Source organism: Microbulbifer rhizosphaerae, from assembly GCF_014191725.1.
Lineage (GTDB): Bacteria > Pseudomonadota > Gammaproteobacteria > Pseudomonadales > Cellvibrionaceae > Microbulbifer > Microbulbifer rhizosphaerae.
Genome location: NZ_JACHWZ010000008.1, coordinates 41,929 through 63,702 on the forward strand (window position 1 = coordinate 41,929; position 21,774 = coordinate 63,702).

Annotated in this window: 16 protein-coding genes and 1 pseudogene; 10 read left to right on the plus strand and 7 right to left on the minus strand. The window is 60.6% G+C overall.

Annotated elements, in window-relative coordinates; translation table 11 throughout:
- Nucleotides 1-117: 117 nt before the first annotated feature.
- Both FHS09_RS09765 and arfB read right to left on the minus strand, forming a co-directional pair.
- Nucleotides 118-1,170, minus strand: coding sequence for an Ldh family oxidoreductase (locus tag FHS09_RS09765; RefSeq protein ID WP_183459305.1), 1,053 nt, complete (start codon nt 1,168-1,170; stop codon nt 118-120).
- Nucleotides 1,171-1,226: 56 nt separating this feature from the next.
- Complete coding sequence (gene arfB / locus FHS09_RS09770) at nt 1,227-1,640, minus strand: alternative ribosome rescue aminoacyl-tRNA hydrolase ArfB (RefSeq protein ID WP_183459307.1); 414 nt, start codon at nt 1,638-1,640, stop codon at nt 1,227-1,229.
- Nucleotides 1,641-1,751: 111 nt separating this feature from the next.
- On the opposite strand from arfB, the gene FHS09_RS09775 reads away from it, so the two are divergent.
- Both FHS09_RS09775 and FHS09_RS09780 read left to right on the plus strand, forming a co-directional pair.
- Nucleotides 1,752-3,734 carry a BCCT family transporter gene (locus tag FHS09_RS09775; RefSeq protein WP_183459309.1) on the plus strand — a complete coding sequence of 661 codons (1,983 nt, stop codon included), beginning with the start codon at nt 1,752-1,754 and terminating at the stop codon, nt 3,732-3,734.
- 46 nt (nt 3,735-3,780) lie between these two features.
- Entirely contained in the window at nt 3,781-4,299 is a 519-nt protein-coding gene (locus tag FHS09_RS09780) for a GNAT family N-acetyltransferase (protein WP_183459311.1), read from the plus strand.
- 230 nt (nt 4,300-4,529) lie between these two features.
- Here FHS09_RS09780 and FHS09_RS09785 read toward each other — a convergent pair whose 3' ends face one another.
- The 3 genes from FHS09_RS09785 to FHS09_RS09795 form a co-directional block, all read right to left on the minus strand.
- On the minus strand, nt 4,530-6,236 hold the full coding sequence (locus FHS09_RS09785) for a sodium:solute symporter family protein (protein WP_183459313.1): 1,707 nt from the start codon (nt 6,234-6,236) through the stop codon (nt 4,530-4,532).
- 9 nt (nt 6,237-6,245) lie between these two features.
- Nucleotides 6,246-6,563, minus strand: coding sequence for a DUF4212 domain-containing protein (locus tag FHS09_RS09790; protein WP_183459316.1), 318 nt, complete (start codon nt 6,561-6,563; stop codon nt 6,246-6,248).
- Nucleotides 6,564-6,681: 118 nt separating this feature from the next.
- The gene (locus FHS09_RS09795; protein WP_221191916.1) at nt 6,682-7,992 is read right to left on the minus strand and encodes a DcaP family trimeric outer membrane transporter; all 1,311 of its coding nucleotides are present in this window, start codon (nt 7,990-7,992) and stop codon (nt 6,682-6,684) included.
- Nucleotides 7,993-8,363: 371 nt separating this feature from the next.
- Here FHS09_RS09795 and FHS09_RS09800 point away from each other — a divergent pair, with 371 nt between their 5' ends.
- The 6 genes and pseudogenes from FHS09_RS09800 to FHS09_RS09825 all read left to right on the plus strand — a co-directional run bounded on the left by FHS09_RS09800 (nt 8,364) and on the right by FHS09_RS09825 (nt 14,614).
- Nucleotides 8,364-8,612, plus strand: coding sequence for a hypothetical protein (locus FHS09_RS09800; protein WP_183459318.1), 249 nt, complete (start codon nt 8,364-8,366; stop codon nt 8,610-8,612).
- A gap of 319 nt (nt 8,613-8,931) precedes the next feature.
- The gene (locus tag FHS09_RS09805; protein WP_183459320.1) at nt 8,932-10,074 is read left to right on the plus strand and encodes an RICIN domain-containing protein; all 1,143 of its coding nucleotides are present in this window, start codon (nt 8,932-8,934) and stop codon (nt 10,072-10,074) included.
- A gap of 171 nt (nt 10,075-10,245) precedes the next feature.
- Nucleotides 10,246-11,049 carry a hypothetical protein gene (locus tag FHS09_RS09810; RefSeq protein ID WP_183459322.1) on the plus strand — a complete coding sequence of 268 codons (804 nt, stop codon included), beginning with the start codon at nt 10,246-10,248 and terminating at the stop codon, nt 11,047-11,049.
- A 66-nt stretch (nt 11,050-11,115) separates the two neighbouring features.
- Nucleotides 11,116-11,506, plus strand: a pseudogene (locus tag FHS09_RS22550) (IS91 family transposase); the annotation flags it as partial.
- 106 nt (nt 11,507-11,612) lie between these two features.
- Complete coding sequence (acs, locus tag FHS09_RS09820; RefSeq protein WP_183459324.1) at nt 11,613-13,571, plus strand: acetate--CoA ligase; 1,959 nt, start codon at nt 11,613-11,615, stop codon at nt 13,569-13,571.
- 335 nt (nt 13,572-13,906) lie between these two features.
- Complete coding sequence (locus FHS09_RS09825; RefSeq protein ID WP_183459326.1) at nt 13,907-14,614, plus strand: LuxR C-terminal-related transcriptional regulator; 708 nt, start codon at nt 13,907-13,909, stop codon at nt 14,612-14,614.
- Between the two features lie 36 nt (nt 14,615-14,650).
- On the opposite strand, the gene FHS09_RS09830 is transcribed toward FHS09_RS09825, so the two are convergent.
- A complete protein-coding gene (locus FHS09_RS09830) occupies nt 14,651-18,148 on the minus strand; it encodes a hybrid sensor histidine kinase/response regulator (RefSeq protein ID WP_183459329.1) in 3,498 nt (1,165 codons plus the stop codon).
- 143 nt (nt 18,149-18,291) lie between these two features.
- On the opposite strand from FHS09_RS09830, the gene FHS09_RS09835 reads away from it, so the two are divergent.
- Together FHS09_RS09835 and FHS09_RS09840 are read left to right on the plus strand one after the other, a co-directional pair.
- On the plus strand, nt 18,292-18,573 hold the full coding sequence (locus FHS09_RS09835; protein ID WP_183459331.1) for a DUF1540 domain-containing protein: 282 nt from the start codon (nt 18,292-18,294) through the stop codon (nt 18,571-18,573).
- 309 nt (nt 18,574-18,882) lie between these two features.
- On the plus strand, nt 18,883-19,698 hold the full coding sequence (locus FHS09_RS09840; RefSeq protein ID WP_183459333.1) for a rhamnogalacturonan acetylesterase: 816 nt from the start codon (nt 18,883-18,885) through the stop codon (nt 19,696-19,698).
- Between the two features lie 72 nt (nt 19,699-19,770).
- On the opposite strand, the gene FHS09_RS09845 is transcribed toward FHS09_RS09840, so the two are convergent.
- Nucleotides 19,771-21,723 (minus strand): glycoside hydrolase family 97 protein, encoded by a 1,953-nt coding sequence (locus tag FHS09_RS09845; protein WP_183459334.1) that lies wholly within the window; start codon nt 21,721-21,723, stop codon nt 19,771-19,773.
- Between the last annotated feature and the right edge of the window lie 51 nt (nt 21,724-21,774).

A 21,774-nucleotide genomic window follows, 5' to 3' on the forward strand; every position in this document is an offset into this window, starting at 1 on the left:
GAATCAAGCCGTCAGATGGGTCATTGCCGGTCACTCCTTTCAACCAGCTTTTTCCGGAACGAAAAGAGACTGACGTTCCACGGCCCTATTCGCCTGCAAGCAGGCTCCCGCAAATCTTCAAAGAGGTTTGGGTAGAGGCACATTCAACTTTTCCGCCCAGGGCTCAAGGTCCTGCATGATGGAGGGATAGAGCTCCACCCCTTCTTCCAACTGCCGCGCCCGGGCGGCCCAGGCACGCTGGCCGGGTACGCGGGCCGGGGAATCGCCCTCGCTGCGGCTCTTTTCCCAGAGGTGACAAAGCGCTGTGGTCTGCCGCAGGAAATCCGCCTGGGGGCCGAAGGCCCTGGGATCGATAATCTGCAGGAATACCGAGTTGGCCTCATCGTCTCCTTTCGATTCCTCGTCTCCCCGGCCGTAACCGCCCAGGGCCATGGACAGAACCTCCAGCATGGCGCTGAGCGCCGCGCCCTTGTAGCCGTGGTCGGCGCCACCCACCGGTAGGATACTGCCGCCGTTTTCGAAGGCGGCCGGATCGTCCGACAGGTTGCCCTCGTTGTCCTTGAGGTATTCGCCCGGCAGTTTCCTGCCCTCCCGTTGCGCCCGGCTGACATAGCCACCGGCGGTGACCGACATGCTGATATCGAACAGCAGTGGGTAATCCCCCGCCGGGGCGGCGAAGGCGATGGGATTGGCGGAGAACAGCGGATCTATGCCGCCCTGGGCGCTGACGGTGTTCTCCGATGGGGTGGAACAGGTCAGCAAGGCCACGTAACCCTTTTCGACGACTGGCGGCAGATAGGCAGCCAGGCAGGCGATATGCTGGCTGCGGCGAATGGTGGCGGTGACCATTCCCTGCTCCGGCAGCCTCTCCAGCGCCTGCTCCACCGCCTGGGTGAGCACCCAGGGGCCGGGTAGAAAGTCGGCATCCCAGTTAAAGCAATTGCCGCGGTCGGCGAGCACCCGCGGCTCTCCCTCTCGCCGGGACTCGCCATTCAGCAGCCACCGCAGGTTGCTCGCCACCCGGTTGAGACCGTGGGTGGTGAAACCCATCAAATCCGCCTGCAGGAAAACATTGGCCATCACCGAGGCCCGTTCCCCGGTAAGACCGACTCGCTTGAAAAGTTCGGCCGCAAACTGCTGCAGTTCATCGGCGTCGTAGCGTTTGGACATGATTTCTCCCTTTAGGTCGTTGGCCAGTCAGGGTGAACACTGGGTTCGCCCCACACTCATTCACTGACTTTCCCACGCCACGCTTTCACCTGCCCGCGCCGCGTCTTGTTCTGCAACCGCCGCTCCTTCGCGGCCCTGCTGGGTTTGGTGGCGATGCGTTTCCTGGGTGTACCGGTCGCCTTTTCGATCAGGGCGCAAAGCCGTTCCAGTGCATCCGCGCGGTTTTTTTCCTGGGTGCGGAAGCGCTGGGCCTTGATCACTGCCACACCGTCGGAAGAAATACGCCGGTCGCGCAGGGCCAGCAGGCGCTGCTTGACTTCCTCCGGCAGCGAGGAGGCACGGATATCGAAGCGCAGATGAATCGCGCTGGCCACCTTGTTAACATTCTGGCCGCCGGCGCCCTGGGCGCGCACCGCGCTCAGCTCCACTTCGGATTCGGATATCCTCAGGTTCCTGGAAATTTCAATCATGAAGAAGCATCTGGTTATTCGCGAAAAATTTAAGTACGGTGGTCAGCTACGCTAAAATAAGCGCCTATTTTAACCCGCCGCGCTCGCAAGCAGCACCGAGGAATAGCAGTCATGAAGCCTCCCCAAAGGGACAACAAAGCGCATTTCGACCCCCCGGTATTCTACACAGCCACCGGGGTACTGCTGTTGCTGGTGGCCTACGCGGTGCTGTTCGCCGACGACGCCACCGCGCGCTTCAAGGCTCTGCAGGCGGGTATCGTGGCCAATATGAGCTGGTACTACGTACTGGTAGTGGCGATCGTTCTCATCAGTGTAGTGATGATCGGTGTATCCAGGTTCGGCGAGATCAGGCTCGGGCCCGAACACGCGAAACCGGATTACGGTTACGGGTCCTGGCTCGCGATGCTGTTTTCCGCCGGTATGGGAATCGGCCTGTTGTTCTTCGGTGTGGCCGAGCCGGTGATGCACTACCTGTCGCCCCCGGTGGGTGAAACCGGCACCGTGGCTGCCGCGCGCGAAGCGATGGTGCTCACCTTTTTCCATTGGGGGCTGCACGCCTGGGCCATCTACGCCATCGTCGCACTGATCCTGGCCTATTTCAGCTACCGCCACGATCTGCCGCTCACCCTGCGCTCGGCGCTCTACCCGATGATCGGCGAGCGCATCCACGGTCCCATTGGCCACGCGGTGGATGTCTTCGCCATTGTCGGCACCGTGTGCGGCGTGGCCACTACTCTGGGTTATGGCGTGCTGCAGATCAACGCCGGGCTCAATCACCTGTTCGATATCCCGGTGGGCACGGGGCCGCAGGTGGTTCTGATCGTAATCACCACCATCCTGGCCACCATCTCCGTGGTGATGGGCCTGGATCTGGGTATCAAGCGGCTGTCACAGCTGAATATGGGGCTGGCGATATTGCTGCTGATGATGGTGCTGCTGCTCGGCAGTACCGTGTACCTGCTGCAAACCTTCGTGCAGAACTTCGGCAGTTACCTTTCGGTAATGGTGAGTCGCACCTTCAATCTCTATGCCTACGCACCTACCGACTGGCTGGGGGGTTGGACCATTCTGTACTGGGGCTGGTGGATGTCCTGGTCGCCCTTTGTAGGGCTTTTTATCGCGCGGATCTCCCGCGGGCGTACCATTCGCGAATTTATTGTCGGCGCCATGCTGGTACCCGCTGGGATCACCCTGCTGTGGATGACGGTGTTTGGTAATTCCGCCATTCATATGATCCTGGATGAGGGACTGACCTCACTGGGCCGGATAGTGAGCGAGAACGAGTCGCTGGCGCTATTCCAGTTCCTGGAGCAGTTCCCCATGCCGGGGTTCTTTTCCTTGCTCGCCGTGGTGATGGTGGTGGTCTTCTTTGTCACCTCGGCGGATTCCGGGGCCATGGTGGTGAACATGCTCTCCTCCCACGGGCGCGACGATACACCGGTATGGCAGCGCATCTTCTGGTGCGGCCTGATCGGTGTTGTGGCCATCGCCCTGCTGCTGGCCGGTGGGCTGCAGTCCCTGCAGACGGCAGTGATTGCCAGCGCCCTGCCCTTCTCCGTGATACTACTGGTGGCCATATACGGGTTGATCGCGGCTCTGCGCAGGGACACGGCCAAGCGGATTGCACTGAGCGCGCCGGTGGCTCCCGCCAGCCTGGGCAGTCCCGTCTCCTGGCAGCGGCGACTGAAAAACCTGGTGCGCCTGCCCTCGCTGGAGGAAGTTCGCGAGTATATTCGCGAGGTGGGGGAACCGACGCTGCAGGAATTTGCCAGCGAGATGGAGAAAAACGGCTTTTCCGCAACGGTCAGCCGGGTGAATCACTCCGTTTGCCTGGAAGTGCTCCAGAGCGGGGAAATCGATTTCATCTACGGCATACATCCCAAGGCCCACCTGAAGCCCAGCGCCCCCAATCCGGACGCGGAACTGAATGATGAGGTGGACGACGGCTCCCCGGAAAAATATTTCCGCGCGGAAGTGCACCTGCAGGAAGGCGGCCAGGACTACGACGTCATGGGCTGGACCAGGGACCAGCTGCTCACCGATATCCTCGCCCAGTACGAGCGTCATTTGCAGTTTTTGCACACGGTTCGCTGAAAGACAACTGCGGTGTAAGATTGCATTTTTGCAATCTGGCAGCCTTATGACCCCGATAAAAACCGAGCGCCTGCGACTGCGCCGCCTTACCGAAGACGACGCGCCGCTGATGCTGGCGGTTCTGAACGATCCCGACTTCCTGCGCAACGTGGGCGACCGCGGTGTACGCAACGATAAGGCGGCGCGCCGCTATATCGCCGACGGCCCGCTGACCATGTACCGCGAGCACGGCTTCGGCCTCTACCGGGTGGAACTCGCCGACGGCACGCCCGTCGGTACCTGCGGCCTGATCAAGCGCGATGGACTGGACGACGTGGATATCGGCTTCGCCTTTCTCCCCCGCTTCCGCGGTTGCGGCTACGCGCTGGAGGCGGCGCGGGCGGTGATGCAGTACGGCCGCGAGGCGTTGGCCTTGAAGCGCATAGTAGCCATTGTCCTACCGGATAACGCGCCCTCTGTACGCCTGCTCGAAAAAATAGGCCTGCGCGCCGAGGGGAAAATCACATTGCCGGGGGACGACGAAGAGCTGCTGTTGATGGCCTGGGAGGCCGATAACCCGGCATAAGCCGTATGATGGGCAAAGCGAAAGCAGAACAAAGTGCTCCCCGCATTTTCTGTATTCGTGCCATCCATCACGAGGTCGTGCCCATCACAGCATGGAATGATGGGCACGTCGCCTCGCTCCTTTGCCCATCCTACAACGGGACTCCAAGCCCGAAATGGCAAAAAAGGCGAGACACTTCTGAGGGAACCCAAGTGTCTCGCCAAGGACCGTAAGGTGTTTTCAGTCAGGGATCAGTGCGCACTGGCCTCCCCCGCTCCTTTCGGGAAGCGGATGCTCTCCACCATTTCCTGCACATGCGCCGGCGCTTCGCTGGTAACCCTGGCAACCGCAATCGCCACCGCAAAGTTGAGCACCATGCCCAGGGTGCCGATGCCCTCCGGGGAAATTCCGAACCACCAGTTTTCCGGGCTGTTGGCCGCCGGGTTGATAAACTTGAAGTAAATGATATAGGCCGCGGTAAAGAGAATGCCGGAGAGCATACCCGCGATCGCCCCTTCCTTGTTCATGCGCTTGTAGAAGATGCCCATGATAATTGCCGGGAAGAAGGACGACGCCGCGAGGCCAAAGGCGAAGGCGACCACCTGCGCCACAAAGCCCGGTGGATTGATTCCCAGGTATCCCGCCACACAGATGGCCACCGCCGCGGCGATGCGCGCGTAGCCCAGCTCCTGCTTGTCGGTAATATTCGGCATCAAATTCCGTTTCAACAGGTCGTGGGAAATCGACGTGGAGATTACCAATAGCAGGCCCGCGGAAGTGGACAGCGCCGCGGCGATACCACCGGCGGCTACCAGCGCGATCACCCAGGCCGGCAGGTTGGCGATTTCCGGGTTGGCCAGCACCATAATGTCGCGGTCGATGGTCATTTCGTTGCGTTCGTCACCGGCGTAGAACATGCGGCCGTCTTCGTTCTTGTCTTCCCAACTGATCAGGCCGGTGCGCTCCCAGTTGTCGATCCAGCCGGGTGCCTCGGCGTGGGGTGTGCCCTCGCCTTCCGGCCCGTTGATGGTGTCGATCATATTCACTCGCGCAAAGGTGGCGATGGCCGGCGCAGTGGTGTACAGCAGGGCAATAAATAGCAGCGCCCAGCCGGCGGATTTGCGCGCGTCGCGCACCTTCGGCACGGTAAAGAAGCGCACGATCACATGGGGCAGACCGGCGGTACCCACCATCAGCGCGGCAGTGATAAAGAAGACGTCAATGGTGCTCTTGGTGCCCGATGTATACTCAGTAAAACCCAGTTCCGTCGACAGGCCATCGAGCTTATCCAGCAGGTAGGTGCCTGAGCCATCGGCCAGTTCAGAGCCGAAGCCGATCTGCGGAATCACGTGGCCGGTCATCATGATGGAGATGAAAATCGCCGGCACCAGGTAAGCGCAGATCAGCACGCAGTACTGAGCCACCTGGGTATAGGTGATGCCCTTCATGCCGCCGAGCACCGCGTAGAAGAATACCACCCCCATGCCGATAATCACCCCGGTGGTGATATCCACCTCCAGGAAGCGGGAGAAGACCACCCCCACGCCGCGCATCTGTCCCGCCACATAGGTGAAGCAGACAAATACCGCGCAGATTACCGCCACGGTACGCGCTGTATTCGAATAGTAGCGGTCGCCGATAAATGCGGGCACGGTGAACTTGCCGAATTTGCGCAGGTAGGGCGCCAGGCAGAGTGCCAATAGCACATAGCCGCCGGTCCAGCCCATCAAGTAGACGGCACCGTCGTAGCCCATAAAGGAGATCAGTCCGGCCATGGAGATAAACGAGGCCGCGGACATCCAGTCGGCTGCGGTGGCCATGCCGTTGGCCACCGGGTGTACACCGCCGCCAGCCACGTAGAAATCGTGGGTAGAGCCTGCGCGGGACCAGATGGCGATACCGATATAGATCGCAAAGGTGGCACCGACAATCAAAAAGGTAAGGGTTTGAATATCCATGATGGGCTCCTATTGACCGAATTCTTCTTCGAGTGCTTCCTCGAATTCTTCTTCGTTTTCGTGGTCTTCATGCACGTTGTATTTCCGGTCCAGCGTATTCATCTTGATCACGTAGACCACGATCAACAACAGGAACACATAAATGGAGCCCTGCTGGGCGAACCAGAAGCCCAGCTTGAACCCTCCCAGCTTGATGGCATTGAGCGCATCCACCAGCAATATTCCGAAGCCGAAGGACACCGCAAACCAGATGCACAACAGGGTGAGCATCAGGCGCAGATTCTCTCTCCAGTAGTCTTTGGCGTGTTGTTCGCTTTCGAAACTCATCTTTTTATCTCCGCACTTATTATCGATTTATCGGAATCTTCTCAGGTCGTGACCCCGGCGAAGGCCGGGGTCCAGCTCTCCGGAGCATGGATTCCGGCATACGCCGGAATGACGAATGTCAGAAAACATACTTGACAGAAAACTGCAGGCGCCTCAGTTCGCCTTTGTCGTCCGCCAGTATACCACTCACATTCTCCACCTCCTTGTTCGCCAGGATATATTCGCCTCCCAGAGTGATTTTGGGAACCGGCGAATAGAGCAGGTTCAGGTGCATGCTCCGATAGTCTGAGGCGGTGGTGTCGGACACCGCATCCGGGTTGTCCGCCGTGGAGGCCGACAGCACAAGGTTAGTGCGCAACTGGTCGCTCCAGAAATGGCGCAGTGCAATGAAGCCGCCACTCTGGTCGATCAATTCAATATCACCATCCCCTTCAATAATACCGGACCGGAAACCGTTCAGGCCCATATAGCGCCCCAGGGCATTGCCGGAGCTGAGCATAAAGCGGATATCATCCCGCCCCACCTGGTACTTTCCGGATACGCTGACCGCATACCCGCGCACCGATTCCGCGGCAGCGCCATCCTCATAGGCCAGCTCCCGGCTCATGGAGGCCACCGAATAGCTGAAATCGCCGATGCTGTTGTTGTAGCGCAGCACGATATCCGGCATGCCATTGTCGTCATAGGGGTTTTCCGTGCCGTTGTACAGGGTGGTAGCCGGGTTCTCCGCGGAAACCTGGATACTACCACCGCCGATTTTGTGGGTGTAGCGCAGCTGCGGCTGGCGCTCGAAAATGGTGCCCACCGGGCCGACAAAATCCATGCCCTCCGGCAGCGCGCCCACATTGAAAAAAGTGGACCAGGTCTGACCCGCGAGCAAACTTCGGTTCTCGTCGATATGCCAGTCCACATAGGCGTGGCGCAATCGCTGGGAATAAGAGTTGCTGATGCGCTCGTCGCCCTGGCCGCTGGCCATGGCATCGACTTCCAGGTGGGTGTTCACGTGGCCGCGGGCCAAGGCCGTGTGGCTCTTGATAAACAGCCGCGAAGACTTGGCGTGGGAGTGGTACTTGGTATCCCCGTCCTCGCCGCCCACCGGAATGGTGGAGGGCACCAGGAAATCCTCGCCGATGCCAGCGGTGGCGGAACTCCCGTCGGAGTAGTCGCTGAACTGGCTGTCGAGCTTGATAAAACCGCCGAACTCGATCTGCGTGCCCTCTTGCGGCTGCTCCGGCTCCGGGTTGTCCACCATCTCCCGGCGCTTTGCCTCTTCGGCCAGCTGTGAAACCTGCGCCTGTAGTTCCTCGATGCGCAGTTGCAGTTCCTCGTTGGTAGCCTGCGCCACTGCCGCCAGCGGGATCATCGCCGATAAAGCCAGGACGCCCGTGGACAGGCGGAACACAATGGTATTGCTCTCTCTACTGGACATTCCTTCATCCTCCCGAAATTGTTTTTATTCCGGGTACAGATGTAATCCCTTATTTGCGAGCACGGCTATTAACCATTGGTCTAAACCGGGAGTAATTTCGACTAATGTCTAATGGCGGGAGCGGAACTGATTTCGACTTATGTCTAATACGCACTACAGATGCGGGAAATGCAGAATGTCGGTGAGCTATAAGACCGAAGAGGCCCGCTGTGTCCCGAGAAACCCGCCCACCCAGTCCCCGCGGCCTACGCCGAACGCTCACTGCTGAACGAATCTGACTATTTCGGGATGTATAGTCACTCAGTCAACGGCAGCGAGGGCTTCTGGCGCGAACAGGGCCGGCGGCTGAACTGGATCAAGCTCTATACCAAGTGAAAGACGCGCCCTTCGCCAAAGACGACCTGCATATCCGCGGGTATGCCGACGGCACCCTGAACCTCTCCGCCAACTGCCTGGATCGGCACCTGCTCGAACACGGCGACAGCACCGCGATCCTCTGGGTGGGCGACGAACCCGGGACCTCCCGAGAGATCAACTACCGGGAACTGCACGCCGATGTGTGCCGCTTCGTCAATCTCAAATCCCAGGGCGTACGCAAAGGCGGTACTGAGTCACACTGAAGCTGGGGTTACTGGTCTAAAATCCCTGGCCGTGCGCAAAGGCGACGTGGTGACCATCTACATGCCGATGGCTCCCAAGGCGGCGATGGCCATGCTCGCCTGCCCCGTATCGGCGCCGTGCATTCCATGGTCTTCGCAGGATTTTCCCCGGAGCCTAACGGGCACTACGTGTTGCAGACTCTCGGTGAATCGGGCTGGATCGCTTCAAGAGAAACGCTTTTTAAACGCAATGAAGACGAAACCGATACGGTCATTCCTTCGAAAGGGGAGCTGGAGGAAAATACGTAAAAATAAACAAGTCAATATCATGAGGATATCCATGAAGATTAAAAGAAAAATCGGCAACATGATCCGCGCAGGCTTGGCCGTGGCGCTAATGACAGCCGTTAGTGCAGTACAGGCTGTCACCGTCGATCTTCTGGTTTTGTACGACGGCTATTCAGCCAATTACTTCAATAATCAACCTGAAACGGCGATGCAGAACTGGGTGACCCAAATCAACAACGCCTACCAGGACAGCCAGGTTGACGTTCAGTTGCGCCTGGTGGGCGTCATGCCACACGAAGAAGCCGGCTCGGACATGGGCGCGGTATTGGAAAATTTGCGTGTCGACGAGGAAGCCAACAACCTGAGGAATCAACTGGGCGCTGATTTCGTCACCCAAATACACCAGCAGGGCAGTTGCGGCATCGCTTATTTCGCCGTCGCTTCCGAGTGGGCCTGGGGCGTAGTGGGACCGGATTGCGGCCCGATGACCATGGCGCATGAGTTGGGACACAACATGGGACTGGCCCATTCACGCCGCCAGGGCGATGAAAGCGGAACACGTTACCGCTACGGACTGGGGCACGGCGTCGATCAGACGTTCGGTTCCATCATGACTTATCACTGGTTGTTCGACGCGCCGCGCGTGTCAAAATTCTCCAACCCGCGAATAACGTGCAACGGTGAGCCGTGCGGAGTTGAAGAAGGCCAGCCGGATGAAGCCGATGCGGCCAAGGCGATCCAGAATATTCGCGGGGAAATCGCCGAGTTCAGACCGACCACCATCAGCGGCGGCAGCAGCAGCACCTTGCTGAGCAGAGTTAGCGATAAGTGCGTGGATGTTTCTGACCGATCAACTGATAACTACGCGAATATCGTCCAATGGGATTGCTGGGGCGGTGATAATCAACAATTTGAATGGAAGAATCTAGGTAACGGCTATCATCAACTTGTGGCACAACACAGCGGAAAATGCATCCGGGTATCGGATGGCGATGTATACCAGTATGATTGTCACGACAATTACTGGAGCGAGATGTTCGAAAGAATAAGTTCAGGAAGCGGATATTACATCCTGAAAAACCGCGGTTCTGGATCATGTCTCCGCGTAGAGAACTCCTCCGTTTCCAATGGGGCAAATATTGTACTGGCAAGTTGTGATACCGGCTGGTGGAGCCAGCATTTTTCCTTCGAGTAAGTCAGCCTCGTAGGTGAGCACCACGGGTGCTCACCTTTTTTCGCATATAGCTCAATGCAAATATGTGTGGCTCGACTTACAGAACCAACGCAACCGAGCCCGCAAACGCAGGCTCGCTGGTCATGCAGAAGTGCATGCCAAACTGCTCAACGCCTTGAAGGAGAAGAAAAAATGGGAAAAAGAACACCGGGGCTACTGATTCTATCCACCACAGTAGTGGCTATTGGTTTTTTTGTTTTTCGGGATACGTTCACGCCTTCACTACCCGGGGATGCTTCCGGTCGCTCATCCGCTTTTGAAGCGCTTCCCTCCGACAAAACAGGCAATACGATGCCCGATGTTGTTGAAAAAGCCGATAACATTCGCGAGCATGAAGACGCAGTGGACGATAGCGGTGGCGACATTGCAGACCTGCAAGCAAGGTATGCCGAAGTTTCAGATAATCCCGACTATCCGCAGTTGGAAGCGCGAATGGAAGCAATGCAAGAGCGCCATCCGGGTAGATCGTTTGATCCGGAGAAGGTGGTGGAGACAATGGCCCGGACCGAAGCCTGGGAGCGCGTCGCAACGCATCCCGATGATCTGCCGCTGACTCCTGAGCAAAAATATGACGGCCGTGAATTTATTCACTTTAACCCGTTGCGTATTGAAACGTTGATGCCGGGAGACACACTGCAAATTCCAGTTTGGCAGTTGGGAACGCATTTTGAAATGCGCGTTGATCGTGCGGAAACCCATAAAAACGGCAGCGTTACCTGGCACGGGCATCTCGAAAACTACAATGAATCCCATCGCGTAGTCATTACCGTGGGAGAAGGTTTGAGTCTGGCCGGTATTGATACGCCTAACGGGCACTACGTGTTGCAGGCTCACGGCGAATCGGGTTGGATCGCTTCCAGCGAAACGCTTTTTAAACGCAATGAACAGGAAACCGATATGGTCATTCCTTCAAAAGAGGGACCGGAAAATCCGTAAAATAAAAAGTCAATATCATGAGGATGGTCTGTCAACGTTAAAAGAAAAATCAGCAAAGCTGCGGAGCAGCGGCGCATGGCCAAGAGTGTGGCCCTGGTGGTGGGCGAAGTCCTGCCCGAGCAGCTCGTGCGCCAGTGGGTGTTGAGTTTCCCGTTTCAGTTACGCTTTCTGTGCGCCAGCCGCCCGACGATCATGGGCCGGGTGCTCGGTATTATTTACCGCGTGATTGCCACACCTGATCAAGAAAGCGGGGCAGACCCACGCAACAGCCCGCACTGGCGCAGTCACGCTGGGTTTGACTCGGCGCTGAATCTCAACATCCACTTTCACATGCTGTCCCTGGATGGCGTCTACGTCATCCGATGGGTTTACCAGATTCCGCGGGGTCAAGGCCCCCACCAGTGCCGAGTTCACCCGACTCGCGCACGCCATCGCTCACCGTGCCGGCCGCTTACTAATATCTAACAGCGGGAGCGGAACTGATTTCGACTTATGTCTAATACGCACCGCCAGCGCGGAAATGCAGAATGCCGGATAAGTTATAAGACCGAAGAGGCCCCGCTGTGTCCCGAGAAACCCTCCACCCTGTCCCCGAAGCCTACGCCGAACAGTCGCTGCTGAACGAAGCCGATTATTTCGAGCTGTACCGCCGCTCCATCGACGACAGCGAAGGCTTCTGGCGCGAACAGGGTCGGCGGCTGGACTGGATCAAGCCCTATACCCAAGTGAAGGATGTGTCCTTCGCCAAAGACGACCTGCATATCCGCTGGTACGCCGACGGCACCCTGAACGTCTCCTCCAACTGCCTGGACCGGCACCTGGTCGAACACGGCGACAGCACCGCGATCCTCTGGGTGGGCGACGAACCCGGGATCTCGCGAGAGATCAGCTACCGGGAACTGCACGCCGATGTGTGCCGCCTCGCCAACGGCCTAAAATCCCTGGGCGTGCGCAAAGGCGATGTAGTGACCATCTACATGCCGATGATCCCGGAGGCGGCGGTGGCCATGCTCGCCTGTGCCCGCATCGGCGCCGTGCATTCCGTGGTCTTCGCAGGCTTTTCCCCGGAGGCGCTGGCCGGACGTATGGACGACGGCAAATCGCGCATCGCAATCACCGCCAACGCCGGAAAGCGCGGTGGCAAATCGGTGGTGCTGAAGGAAAATGTGGACAGGGCCGTGGCCCTGTGCCGGGAAACTTCAGTGGACAAAGTGGTGGTGGTCAATTACACCGACGACGAAGTCCCCTGGAATCCCGCCCGCGACTGCGACTACGGCGAACTGGTGGCACAGCAGAACGACGATTGCGAAGCGGAGGAAATGAGCGCGGAGGACCCGCTGTTTATCCTCTACACCTCCGGCTCCACCGGCAAGCCCAAGGGTGTGCTGCACACCAGCGGCGGCTACCTCACCTACGCCTCCCTCACCCACGAATACGTCTTCGACTATCGCCGCGGCGAGCGCTACTGGTGCGCCGCGGATATCGGCTGGGTCACCGGCCACTCCTATATCATCTACGGTCCCCTGGCCAACGGCGCCACCACGGTGATGTACGAGGGCGTGCCCAACTACCCGGACGTGACCCGGGTCGCGCAGATTATCGACGAGCATAAAATCGAAATCCTGTATATCGCCCCCACCGCCATCCGCGCGCTGATGGCCGAGGGCGACAGGCCCACCGCCGGCGCCAGCCTGGAGAGCCTGCGCCTGCTGGGCACCGTGGGCGAGCCCATTAACCCCGAGGCCTGGAACTGGTACCACCGCAGCTTCGGCCGCGGCCACTGCCCGATCGTGGACACCTGGTGGCAGACGGAGACCGGTGGCGCCATGCTCACCCCTCTGCCCGGCGCCACTGCGCTCAAACCCGGCTCCGCCACCCGCCCCTTCTTCGGCGTGCGGCCGGCGCTGGTGGACAACGGCGGAAACATTCTGGAGGGCGCCGCCGAAGGGAACCTGGTGCTGCTGGACAGCTGGCCCGGACAGATGCGCACCGTGTTCGGCGACCACCAGCGCTTTATCGACACCTATTTCAGCACCTTCGAGGGCATGTACTTCACCGGCGACGGCGCCCGCCGCGACGCCGACGGCTATTACTGGATCACCGGGCGCGTGGACGACGTGCTCAACGTGTCCGGCCACCGCATGGGCACCGCGGAACTGGAGAGCGCCCTGGTGGCCCACGAGGCGGTGGCCGAGGCCGCGGTGGTGGGCTTCCCCCACGAGATCAAGGGCCAGGGTATTTACATCTACGTGACCCTGAACAGCGACCGGGAACCCAGCGAGGAGATGCGCCGGGCCCTGCGCGACTGGCTGCGCAGCGAAATAGGTCCCATCGCCACCCCGGATGTGATCCAGTGGGCCCCGGGCCTGCCCAAGACCCGCTCCGGCAAGATCATGCGGCGCATCCTGCGCAAGATCGCCGCGGATGAGTGCGACCAGTTGGGGGATATCTCCACCCTGGCGGACCCCTCGGTGGTGCAGCAGCTGATCGACGGCCGCGTCGCGCTGGCGCAGACAGCCTAGCCGGGAGTGCCGAGCTCCAGCTCGGCACGCGGGCCGCAGGCCCGCTTGGTGGACGCGCTCAGCTTATCCACCTTACGGATTTGGGAATTTTACCGTCATTGTAGGAGCGGCCGTTGGCCGCGATCGATCTTGCCGAGTGGGAAATATCGATCGCGGCCAACGGCCGCTCCTACAGGGAAAGGGGAAAGTACCGGTAGGGAAAAGCCACTCAGCCGTATTCCAATAGCAATAAACAATAACAAAGTCTCAAGACACCCGCGTACACTACAAAAAGTATAAAATTCGAGCGCGCTGCCCCTGCCCAAGGGGCTATTGATGATGAGGGAGCGATGGCCATGCACTTGAATGCCGAGGATGCGGTACCTAAGTTCATTGTCGCTGACGATCACCCGCTGTTCCGCAGCGCCCTGCGCCAGTCCATCACCCAGACTTTTCCCGGTGCCGAACTGTACGAGGCGGAGGATATGCAGAGCCTGCAGCGCTGCGTGGCCGGGCACAGCGATGCCGATCTGTTGTTACTGGACCTGCATATGCCGGGCGCGCGGGGCTTTAGCGGGCTGATTTTTCTCAGCGGCCAGTGTCCGGAGCTGCCGGTGATGGTGGTGTCCGCCAACGAGAAGCCGGAAGTGATGTGTCGAGCGATCGACTACGGCGCCTGTGGTTTCCTGCCCAAGTCGGCGCCGGCGGAGACCATCGCCCGGGCGCTGCAGCAGGTACTGGCGGGAGAGATCTGGCTGCCGGAGGCGGTGGCCGGGCACTGCGGCCGGGAATCGCCGGAGCTGGCGGTGGCCGATGTGGTGGCCTCGCTGACTCCGCAGCAGTTCCGCGTGGCCACCATGCTCGCGGAGGGGCTGCTCAACAAGCAGATCGCCTACGAGATGAACGTCACTGAGGCCACGGTGAAAGCGCACCTCACCGCGCTGTTCCGCAAACTGAACGTCAGTTCGCGCACCCAGGCGGTACTGGCCCTGGGCAGCCTGGATGTGGAGCCCCCGGGGCAGTTCACCCCGCCGCCGCCGAAGCCCTCGCCGGCGCTGGCCTGACAGTTGGGAGCCCGCTCCTACAGGCTCGTTCGCACTCTAACCACTCTCCACCGCCGGTCGCCTCGCCAACCGCCGCACCAGGTTGCGCAGCGCCGCCGGTTTCACCGGCTTGGACAGGTAGTAGCAGCCCCGCTCCACCGCGGCCTCGCGCACCTGTTCGGAGATGTCCGCGCTGATTAGTATGCCCGGCAGCGGCTGTCGCCAGTGCCGGCTCAATCCCTCCAGGGCGCCGATGCCGGTCTCCTCCCGATCCAGATGGTAATCCACGATCACCAGTTGCGGCGGCTCGCCGCCGGGCCAGACCGCCAGGGCCTCTCTCAGGGATCGGGCCGCCACCACCCGGCAGCCCCAGCCCGCCAGCAGGCTCTGCATTCCCCGCAGGATCGACTCTTCGTTGTCGATACACAGCACCCCGATTCCCGACAGGTCGCCACCCGCCGCCAGTGGCTGTGGCCGCGGCCGCGGCGCCATATCGGCCCGGCCCAGCGGCAGCCGGATGCAGAACAGGGAACCTCGGCCCGGTGTGGACTGCACGCCGATGGGGTGCTGCAGCAGGTCGGCACTGCGTTTGGCGATGGCCAGGCCCAGGCCCAACCCCTTGTCGGCGGGCCTCTCCGCGGAGGACAACCGTACAAATTCCTCGAAGATCTGCGCCTGGGCTTCCGGCGCTATGCCCGGGCCGGTATCCCACACCTGGATTTCCAGTTCCTCCCCGCGCCGGCGCACCCCCAGCAACACCCGGCCGCGGGTGGTGTAGTGCAGCGCATTGCTGAGGAAATTCTGCAGGATGCGGCGCAACAGGTGGCGGTCGGTGTACGCCCAGGCGGCAGTGGGCACATAGCGCAACCGCAGGCCACGGCTGGCGGCGATGGCCCGGAACTCCAGGGTAAGGGCGTCGAGCAGTTCCCCCAGCGGAAAGTGCTCGCGCCTCGGCGTGAGGTTGCCGGCGTCCAGACGGCTGATCTCCCGCAGCGCGCTGATCAGTTGCTCCGCCGAGTTGAGCGCGCTGTCCACATGCGCCATATCCTTCAGGGTCTTTGCCCAGGCACAGCTCTCGGCCTTCTGCTGGGCGGAGGCGATAAACAGGCGCGCGGCGTTGATCGGCTGCAGCAGGTCGTGGCTGGTGTGGGCGAGAAAGCGGGTCTTGGCTGCGTGCAGCTCCCGCATCTTCGCCTCCACCTCGGCGCGACGGCGGTTCTCTGCCTGCAGCGCCTCGTTGCTGCGCAGCAGCTCCGCGGTGCGCTGCTGCACCCGCTCTTCGAGAGTGCGCTTGTTTTCCTCCAGGGCGTCCACCGCGGCACGGTAGTCGCTGATATCGGTAAAGGTGGTCACGAAGCCGCCGCCAGGCATGGGCGTGCCACGCACCTCCACGATGGTGCCGTTGAACAGTCGGCGCTCGAAACGATGGGCGCTGCCGTGGCGCAGCAGTTCCAGGCGCCGCTCAATCTCCGCCTCGATGTCCACCCCTTCGCCATAGAGGCCGCGCTCAGCGTTGTAGCGGTACAGATTCGCCACCGGGCAGCCGATGTACAGCAACCGCTCCGGGTAGTCGAACAGCTCCACATAGTGCCGGTTCCAGGCCACCAGGCACAGTTCCGCGTCCACCACGCTGATGCCCTGGCCGACGGTCTCCACCGTAGTTTGCAGCAGCTCCTGGCTGAAGCGCAGCTTCTGTGAGGTACCGTCCACCAGCCGCGCGATATCCTCCAGCCCGAAAGGCCGGTTGCTGCGCAGCAGGTCCACCACCTGGTGTGCGGTGGCGGAGCCGACGATACCCGCCAGAATGCTCTCCGACTCCTGCACTACAAAACGCGGCGCCGCATCGTCCGCCAGCAGGCGCTGCTGGCTGCGCCGCTCGAAGCCGCTCCAGATCTCCTCCAGGCGCTCCGGCCCCACGAAGGGCTGCATCAGGCTGCGCAGCTGGCCCACCTGAATGGCTGTCAATTCCAGGTCGGCGCTGCGGTCCAGTTCGGTCAGTTCCACGAAGGCGTCCGCCTGGCGGCGATCGCGGGCCTGCTGTCGGCACACCAGGGACACCGCGGCGAATAACAGCAGGTTGACCAGCAGGCTCCAGAAGACGCCGTGGCTCAGCGGGTCCAGCTCCGACAGGCTGAACAGCTGCTCCGGCCTCAGCCACTGCTGACCGAACAGGCCCTGGGAGAGCAGCAGGTGCTGCGGGTACACCGCCGGCAGCACCAGGCAGTAGAACCAGAGCCCGTAGCCAGCCACCAGTCCCGCCAGCACCCCCAGGCGGTGGGCGCGGCGCCAGTAGAGGGCGCCGATCAGCGCCGGTGCCAGCTGCGCGGCGGCGGCGAAGGACAGCAGGCCGATAGACGCCAGCGGCGCCACCCCGGTGATCGCTTTATGCATGCCCCAGCTCATCAGCAGCAGCAACAGGATGCTGGCCCGGCGGATCAGGCGCAGGTGGTTGCCCAGGGACGCGGCGGACAGGCGGGTGTAGCGACTCAGGAACAGCCACAGGGGCGCCACCAGTTCGTTGGAGATCATCACCGCCAGGGTCACCGAGGCGACGATCACCATACCGGTGGCGGCGGAGAAGCCGCCGATATAGGCGAGCAGGGTCAGCGCGCTGTTGCCGCCGACCATGGGCAGGGTCAGCACCAGGCTGTCCGGTTCCGGCAGACCGAGGGCCAGCATCGGCTCCCCCACCAGGGCGATGGGCAGAATCAGCAGAGAGAAGAGCCCCAGATACAAGGGCAACAGCCAGCGCGCGGTGCGCAGGTCGCGCTGGTCCTGGAACTCTACCACCGCCATATGGAACTGCCGCGGCAGGCAGACGATCGCCACCGTGGCCAGCAGGGTCTGGGTGAGGAAATTGGCGTCCGGCACCAGGGGGTCCAATTGCCCGGGGGAAAGCACATCGCCGCCGTCGAGCAGCAGCCCGGCGGCCAGCGCGGCCACCGCGCCAAAAGCAAACAGCTTCACCACCGACTCCAGGGCGATGGCCGCCACCACCCCGCGGTTGCGCTCGCGCCCCTCCAGGTGGCGGGTGCCGAACAGCATGGCGAAGAGCCCCATCAGCAGTGCGGTGGCCAGGGCGGTGTCGAGATCGATAAAACTGCCGGAGCCCGGCCCATCGCCGACCGTGTCCCAGGCCATGGTCACCGCGCGCAGCTGCAGGGCGATATAGGGCAGGCTGCCGACAATCGCCAGCAGGGTCACCAGCGCGGACAGCCCCTGGCTCTTGCCGTAGCGGGAGCCGATAAAGTCGGCAATGGAAGTGACCTTCTGCCGCTCACTCACCAGCATCAGCTTGCGCAGGAAGCCGCCGCCGAACAGGAACAGCAGCATGGGACCCAGGTAGATGGGCAGGTAGCTCCAGGTGCTGTTGACCGCCTGGCCCACGGCGCCGAAGAAGGTCCAGGAACTGCAGTAAACCGCCAGGGTCAGCGCGTAGACCAGGGGGCGGTAGCGCAGCAGCCAGCCCTTGCGCCGCTCGGCGCGCCAGGCCACCCAAAACAGTACCGCCACGTACAGCAGGGCAAAAACCAACAGGAAGGGTTTGCCGATCATTCGCTCACTCCGCGCGACCTTTTTTGTCTATTTGTCGCTTCTGAGCACTTTATAACTGATTGGGAGTGGGAGAGGCTATTGGCGATTGGTCGATGCGTGGGCTAGGCTCCAACGTAAGTCCCTAGCAGCCCGGAGAGGCCGTCATGATTATTGCAACCGATATGCCGGAAGTGACCCAGTGCGCGGTGACCCAGTGCGCCTACAATGCCGGCGCAGCCTGCCACGCCAGAGCGATCACCGTCGGGGAGGGCGACGAGCCCGACTGCGACACCTTTTTCGGCAACTCCCACCATACCAAGAGTGCTCGTACTGCCGGTGTTGGCGCCTGCAAGATGACCGACTGCGCGCACAACGACGACCTGGAGTGCTCCGCGAACGGTATCAAGGTGGGCCCTTCGATCAACTGCCTGACCTATACCCACTAAACTGCCCGACCTATATTCACTGCCCACTGCCCACTGGAGGGGGCGAACACAAGGTTTGCCCCTACAGCGCGCTTTCGTCGTTCCGGCGCATCACGGTTTTGATGCACCTGCGCTTGGCTTTGTTCCGCTTCAGAAGCGTTTTTCCGCATGTCGAAGCTACGGATTCAGGTTTCCATCCGTTTACGTTTGACCCTGCTTATCTTATAGGCCTCGGTGTTCGTTACCCGTTTGCCCCCACCGCACTTAATTTGTATGATCCCCCGCCCTTCGTCCCCAAAATAAAGATATCAATCCAAAGAGAGTGAGAGAATGAAATCGCTTATCCGTTTCGCCCTGGCCCTGAGCGCGCTCTGGGCTCTGCAAGCCAGCGCCACCCAACCGTCAGCCCCGGCCCGGGATCACATCAACACCACCCATATTTATCTGGCTGGCGATTCCACCATGACCGACCAGACCCTCAACGCCGACTATTGGGAAAGCCGCCATCCCGTGACCGGTTGGGGACAAAAATTCGAGCCCTTCGTCAACGGCGAAAACCTGGAAGCCTTGCGCCCCCTGATTCAGGGTGATCGGGTGAAGGTGGTGAACCGCGCCCGGGGCGGGCGCAGTACCCGCACCTTTTTCGAGGAGGGTCGCTGGGAAGGCATTTACCAAGACCTGAAACCCGGCGACCTGGTACTGATCCAGTTCGGCCACAACGACGCCTCCGTCAAAAAGACCGAGCGCTACGTCACGGTTGAGGGCTACAAGCAATACCTGCGTCTGTTTATCGACCAAACCCGGGCTCGCGGTGCCACCCCCATCATCCTCACCCCCGTGGCCCGGAACTATCCGTGGGAAAACGGCAAACTGATGAACGACCACGGCGAGTATGATGACGCCGCACGGAAAGTGGCCCAGCAAGATGGGGTCGAATGGATTGACTTGCAAGAGCGATCCAAGGCCTTCTTCAGCGAAAAAGGTCAGGAATACGTCAGCAAAACCTATTTCATGAACCTGACCGCCGGTCAATTTCCCGCCTACCCCGACGGCCAGAACGACAATACCCACTTCCAGCCAGAAGGCGGCGTGGAAGTGGCGCGACTGGTATACGAGGGCCTGAAGGATATTGCTTCAACCCATTGATCGCGCCACAGCGGGGCTAACCTTCTTCTGATCTGAACTCACCGAGTTTATTACATCTTCTGCAGCTATCAGTCAGTTTCGCGCCAGGTTTTCGCCGGGAAATTTCATTGCAAAACCACCGTGACCCGAGATTTCCACCGCAACGGCACTGCCGGTTTCCACTTCGCTGCGGGTAAACTCTCGCGGCGTGTTACCGTCGGTGATCAGCTCACCCGCTCGCGGGCCGATAAAGGACAGATCCAGCTGCAGTCTCCTGGCCTCCTCTTCGCCGTTGATGCCGGCGATATACCAGGTGTCGCCGTTTCTGCGCGCCATCACGGCGAACTTTCCGGGATAGCCGTCCAGCAGGCGGCTCTCGTCCCAGACGCTGGGAATATGGCCCAGGTAGTCCCGCACATACTGCGGTACCCCTGCCATGCCTTCATCCGTTTCGGCAATATGCTGCAGGCCCGATAGGAAAAGCACCGGCAGTGCCAGTTCAAAGCCGTTGCTGGTGCGGCGGTCGATATTCGGGATTTCCGAAAATGCCGTGGGAGTAAAATCCATCGGGTCAAAAACGTTGCGCGTGAACGGCAGCATGGCCATATGCCCGGGTGCCCGGTCGGCGGCCCCCTGCCCAAAGGTGATAAATTCCATACCACGCACCGCCTCCATGGTCATCAGGTTGGGGAAGGTGCGCTGCCATCCACGCGGTAGTGTGGCACCGTGAAAATTCACCAGTAGTTCAAAATCTGCCGCGTCTTCGAGAATATCCCGGTAGTAAGCAATCATCGACTGGCCGTCGCCGGCAAAGAAATCCACTTTGACACCGGCGATGCCCATCTGCTGCAGGCGCGCGAACTCCAGGCGGCGCTTGTCGCGCTCCAGTAGCGCGCCCTTGGGCGTATACTCGGTCTTGTTCCAGGCGCCGGAGGAGTTGTACCAGAGCAGTAAGCGGACATTTTTCTGCGCGGCGTAGTCCGCAAGCTCGGCGATTTTTTCGTAACCAATATTCTGGTCCCAGTTCACATCCACCAATGTATAGGGCCAGCCCATATCCGCTGAGTAGTCGATAAAACGCTTCTGGGTTTCGTAGTTCACCGAGGCGTCTTTCAGCAGTGCCCAGCTCCAACTCGCCAGCCCCGGTTTCACCCACGGCATGAGGGACACAGCCGGTTCAGCCAGATCGGTGCCCAGGGTCGACCGCGCAATCGTCGGCAGGTCACCGATAGCGATAATCCTCCAGGGAGATTCAAGCGGCAGTTCGGCCTGCGCCATCAGGGCGCCGCCGGTGAATTTCTCCGGTGCCATCGGATAGCCGATACGGTATTCGCCATCGGGTGATTCCGCCTGCAGGCGGGAAGCGTGGTATCGGCCGTCCATATCCGCCTCGGTAATCAGGGCCCAGCCACCGCCGGTGTGAAACAGCGCGGGGAAAACCCAACCGGCCCCGGAAGGCGATGCCTCGCCAACAGGAATATCCATCTGGTAGTGCTCTTCGTAGGAGGGGTTGGTATTCGCCCAGCCGGTCTGCGCCTCGGCCATCGGCTGCAGCCAGGCGCGACTGTCAGCGGCAAAGGCAAAACTGGTGAGTTCCTCCTTCAGCTCGTACTCACTTTGCGTATCTCCGGGAACCCGGTAGCGGAAAGCCACACCATCGTCGAATACACGCAGTACAATCTGCAGGATTTCACCATCCGTATTTTCTACGCGATACATCTGCTCGTTGGCCCGGTACTCGATCACCCGCTGCTTGCCCTGAACCATGGTGTAGTCATCGCGCACCTGGTTCACAGGTCCCGCACTCAGGTTGCGCAGTTCGCTGCCCAGGTCGCGATCGTTCAGTACCAGTCCCATCTGCGAGGGCTGCAGCACCTCGGCCCGGTCACGCGTGATCGAGTAGTGCAACTGGCCCCGATCATTCAGTTCTATCTCCACCGCGATGCGTCCATCGGGGCTCTGCAGTGCGTATTGCTGCTCCCCACTACACGCGGCGAGCCCCAGAACCAGCCAAGTCGAAAACAGCCTGAATAGTATTCGTTTCATGATTTGATCCGTTGAAATTACCCTTGCCAATAACAAACCCGGTAAACGTCA

What these genes read in the sequence shown, in the direction of transcription:
- arfB (WP_183459307.1), bottom strand. Translation starts at nt 1,640, where the DNA reads ATGATTGAAATTTCCAGGAACCTGAGGATATCCGAATCCGAAGTGGAG.
- FHS09_RS09785 (WP_183459313.1), bottom strand. Translation starts at nt 6,236, where the DNA reads ATGGATATTCAAACCCTTACCTTTTTGATTGTCGGTGCCACCTTTGCG.
- FHS09_RS09830 (WP_183459329.1), bottom strand. Translation starts at nt 18,148, where the DNA reads ATGATCGGCAAACCCTTCCTGTTGGTTTTTGCCCTGCTGTACGTGGCG.
- FHS09_RS09790 (WP_183459316.1), bottom strand. Translation starts at nt 6,563, where the DNA reads ATGAGTTTCGAAAGCGAACAACACGCCAAAGACTACTGGAGAGAGAAT.
- FHS09_RS09845 (WP_183459334.1), bottom strand. Translation starts at nt 21,723, where the DNA reads ATGAAACGAATACTATTCAGGCTGTTTTCGACTTGGCTGGTTCTGGGG.
- FHS09_RS09765 (WP_183459305.1), bottom strand. Translation starts at nt 1,170, where the DNA reads ATGTCCAAACGCTACGACGCCGATGAACTGCAGCAGTTTGCGGCCGAA.
- FHS09_RS09825 (WP_183459326.1), top strand. Translation starts at nt 13,907, where the DNA reads ATGCACTTGAATGCCGAGGATGCGGTACCTAAGTTCATTGTCGCTGAC.
- FHS09_RS09780 (WP_183459311.1), top strand. Translation starts at nt 3,781, where the DNA reads ATGACCCCGATAAAAACCGAGCGCCTGCGACTGCGCCGCCTTACCGAA.
- FHS09_RS09835 (WP_183459331.1), top strand. Translation starts at nt 18,292, where the DNA reads ATGATTATTGCAACCGATATGCCGGAAGTGACCCAGTGCGCGGTGACC.
- FHS09_RS09805 (WP_183459320.1), top strand. Translation starts at nt 8,932, where the DNA reads ATGAAGATTAAAAGAAAAATCGGCAACATGATCCGCGCAGGCTTGGCC.
- FHS09_RS09810 (WP_183459322.1), top strand. Translation starts at nt 10,246, where the DNA reads ATGGGAAAAAGAACACCGGGGCTACTGATTCTATCCACCACAGTAGTG.
- FHS09_RS09795 (WP_221191916.1), bottom strand. Translation starts at nt 7,992, where the DNA reads ATGTCCAGTAGAGAGAGCAATACCATTGTGTTCCGCCTGTCCACGGGC.
- FHS09_RS09840 (WP_183459333.1), top strand. Translation starts at nt 18,883, where the DNA reads ATGAAATCGCTTATCCGTTTCGCCCTGGCCCTGAGCGCGCTCTGGGCT.
- FHS09_RS09775 (WP_183459309.1), top strand. Translation starts at nt 1,752, where the DNA reads ATGAAGCCTCCCCAAAGGGACAACAAAGCGCATTTCGACCCCCCGGTA.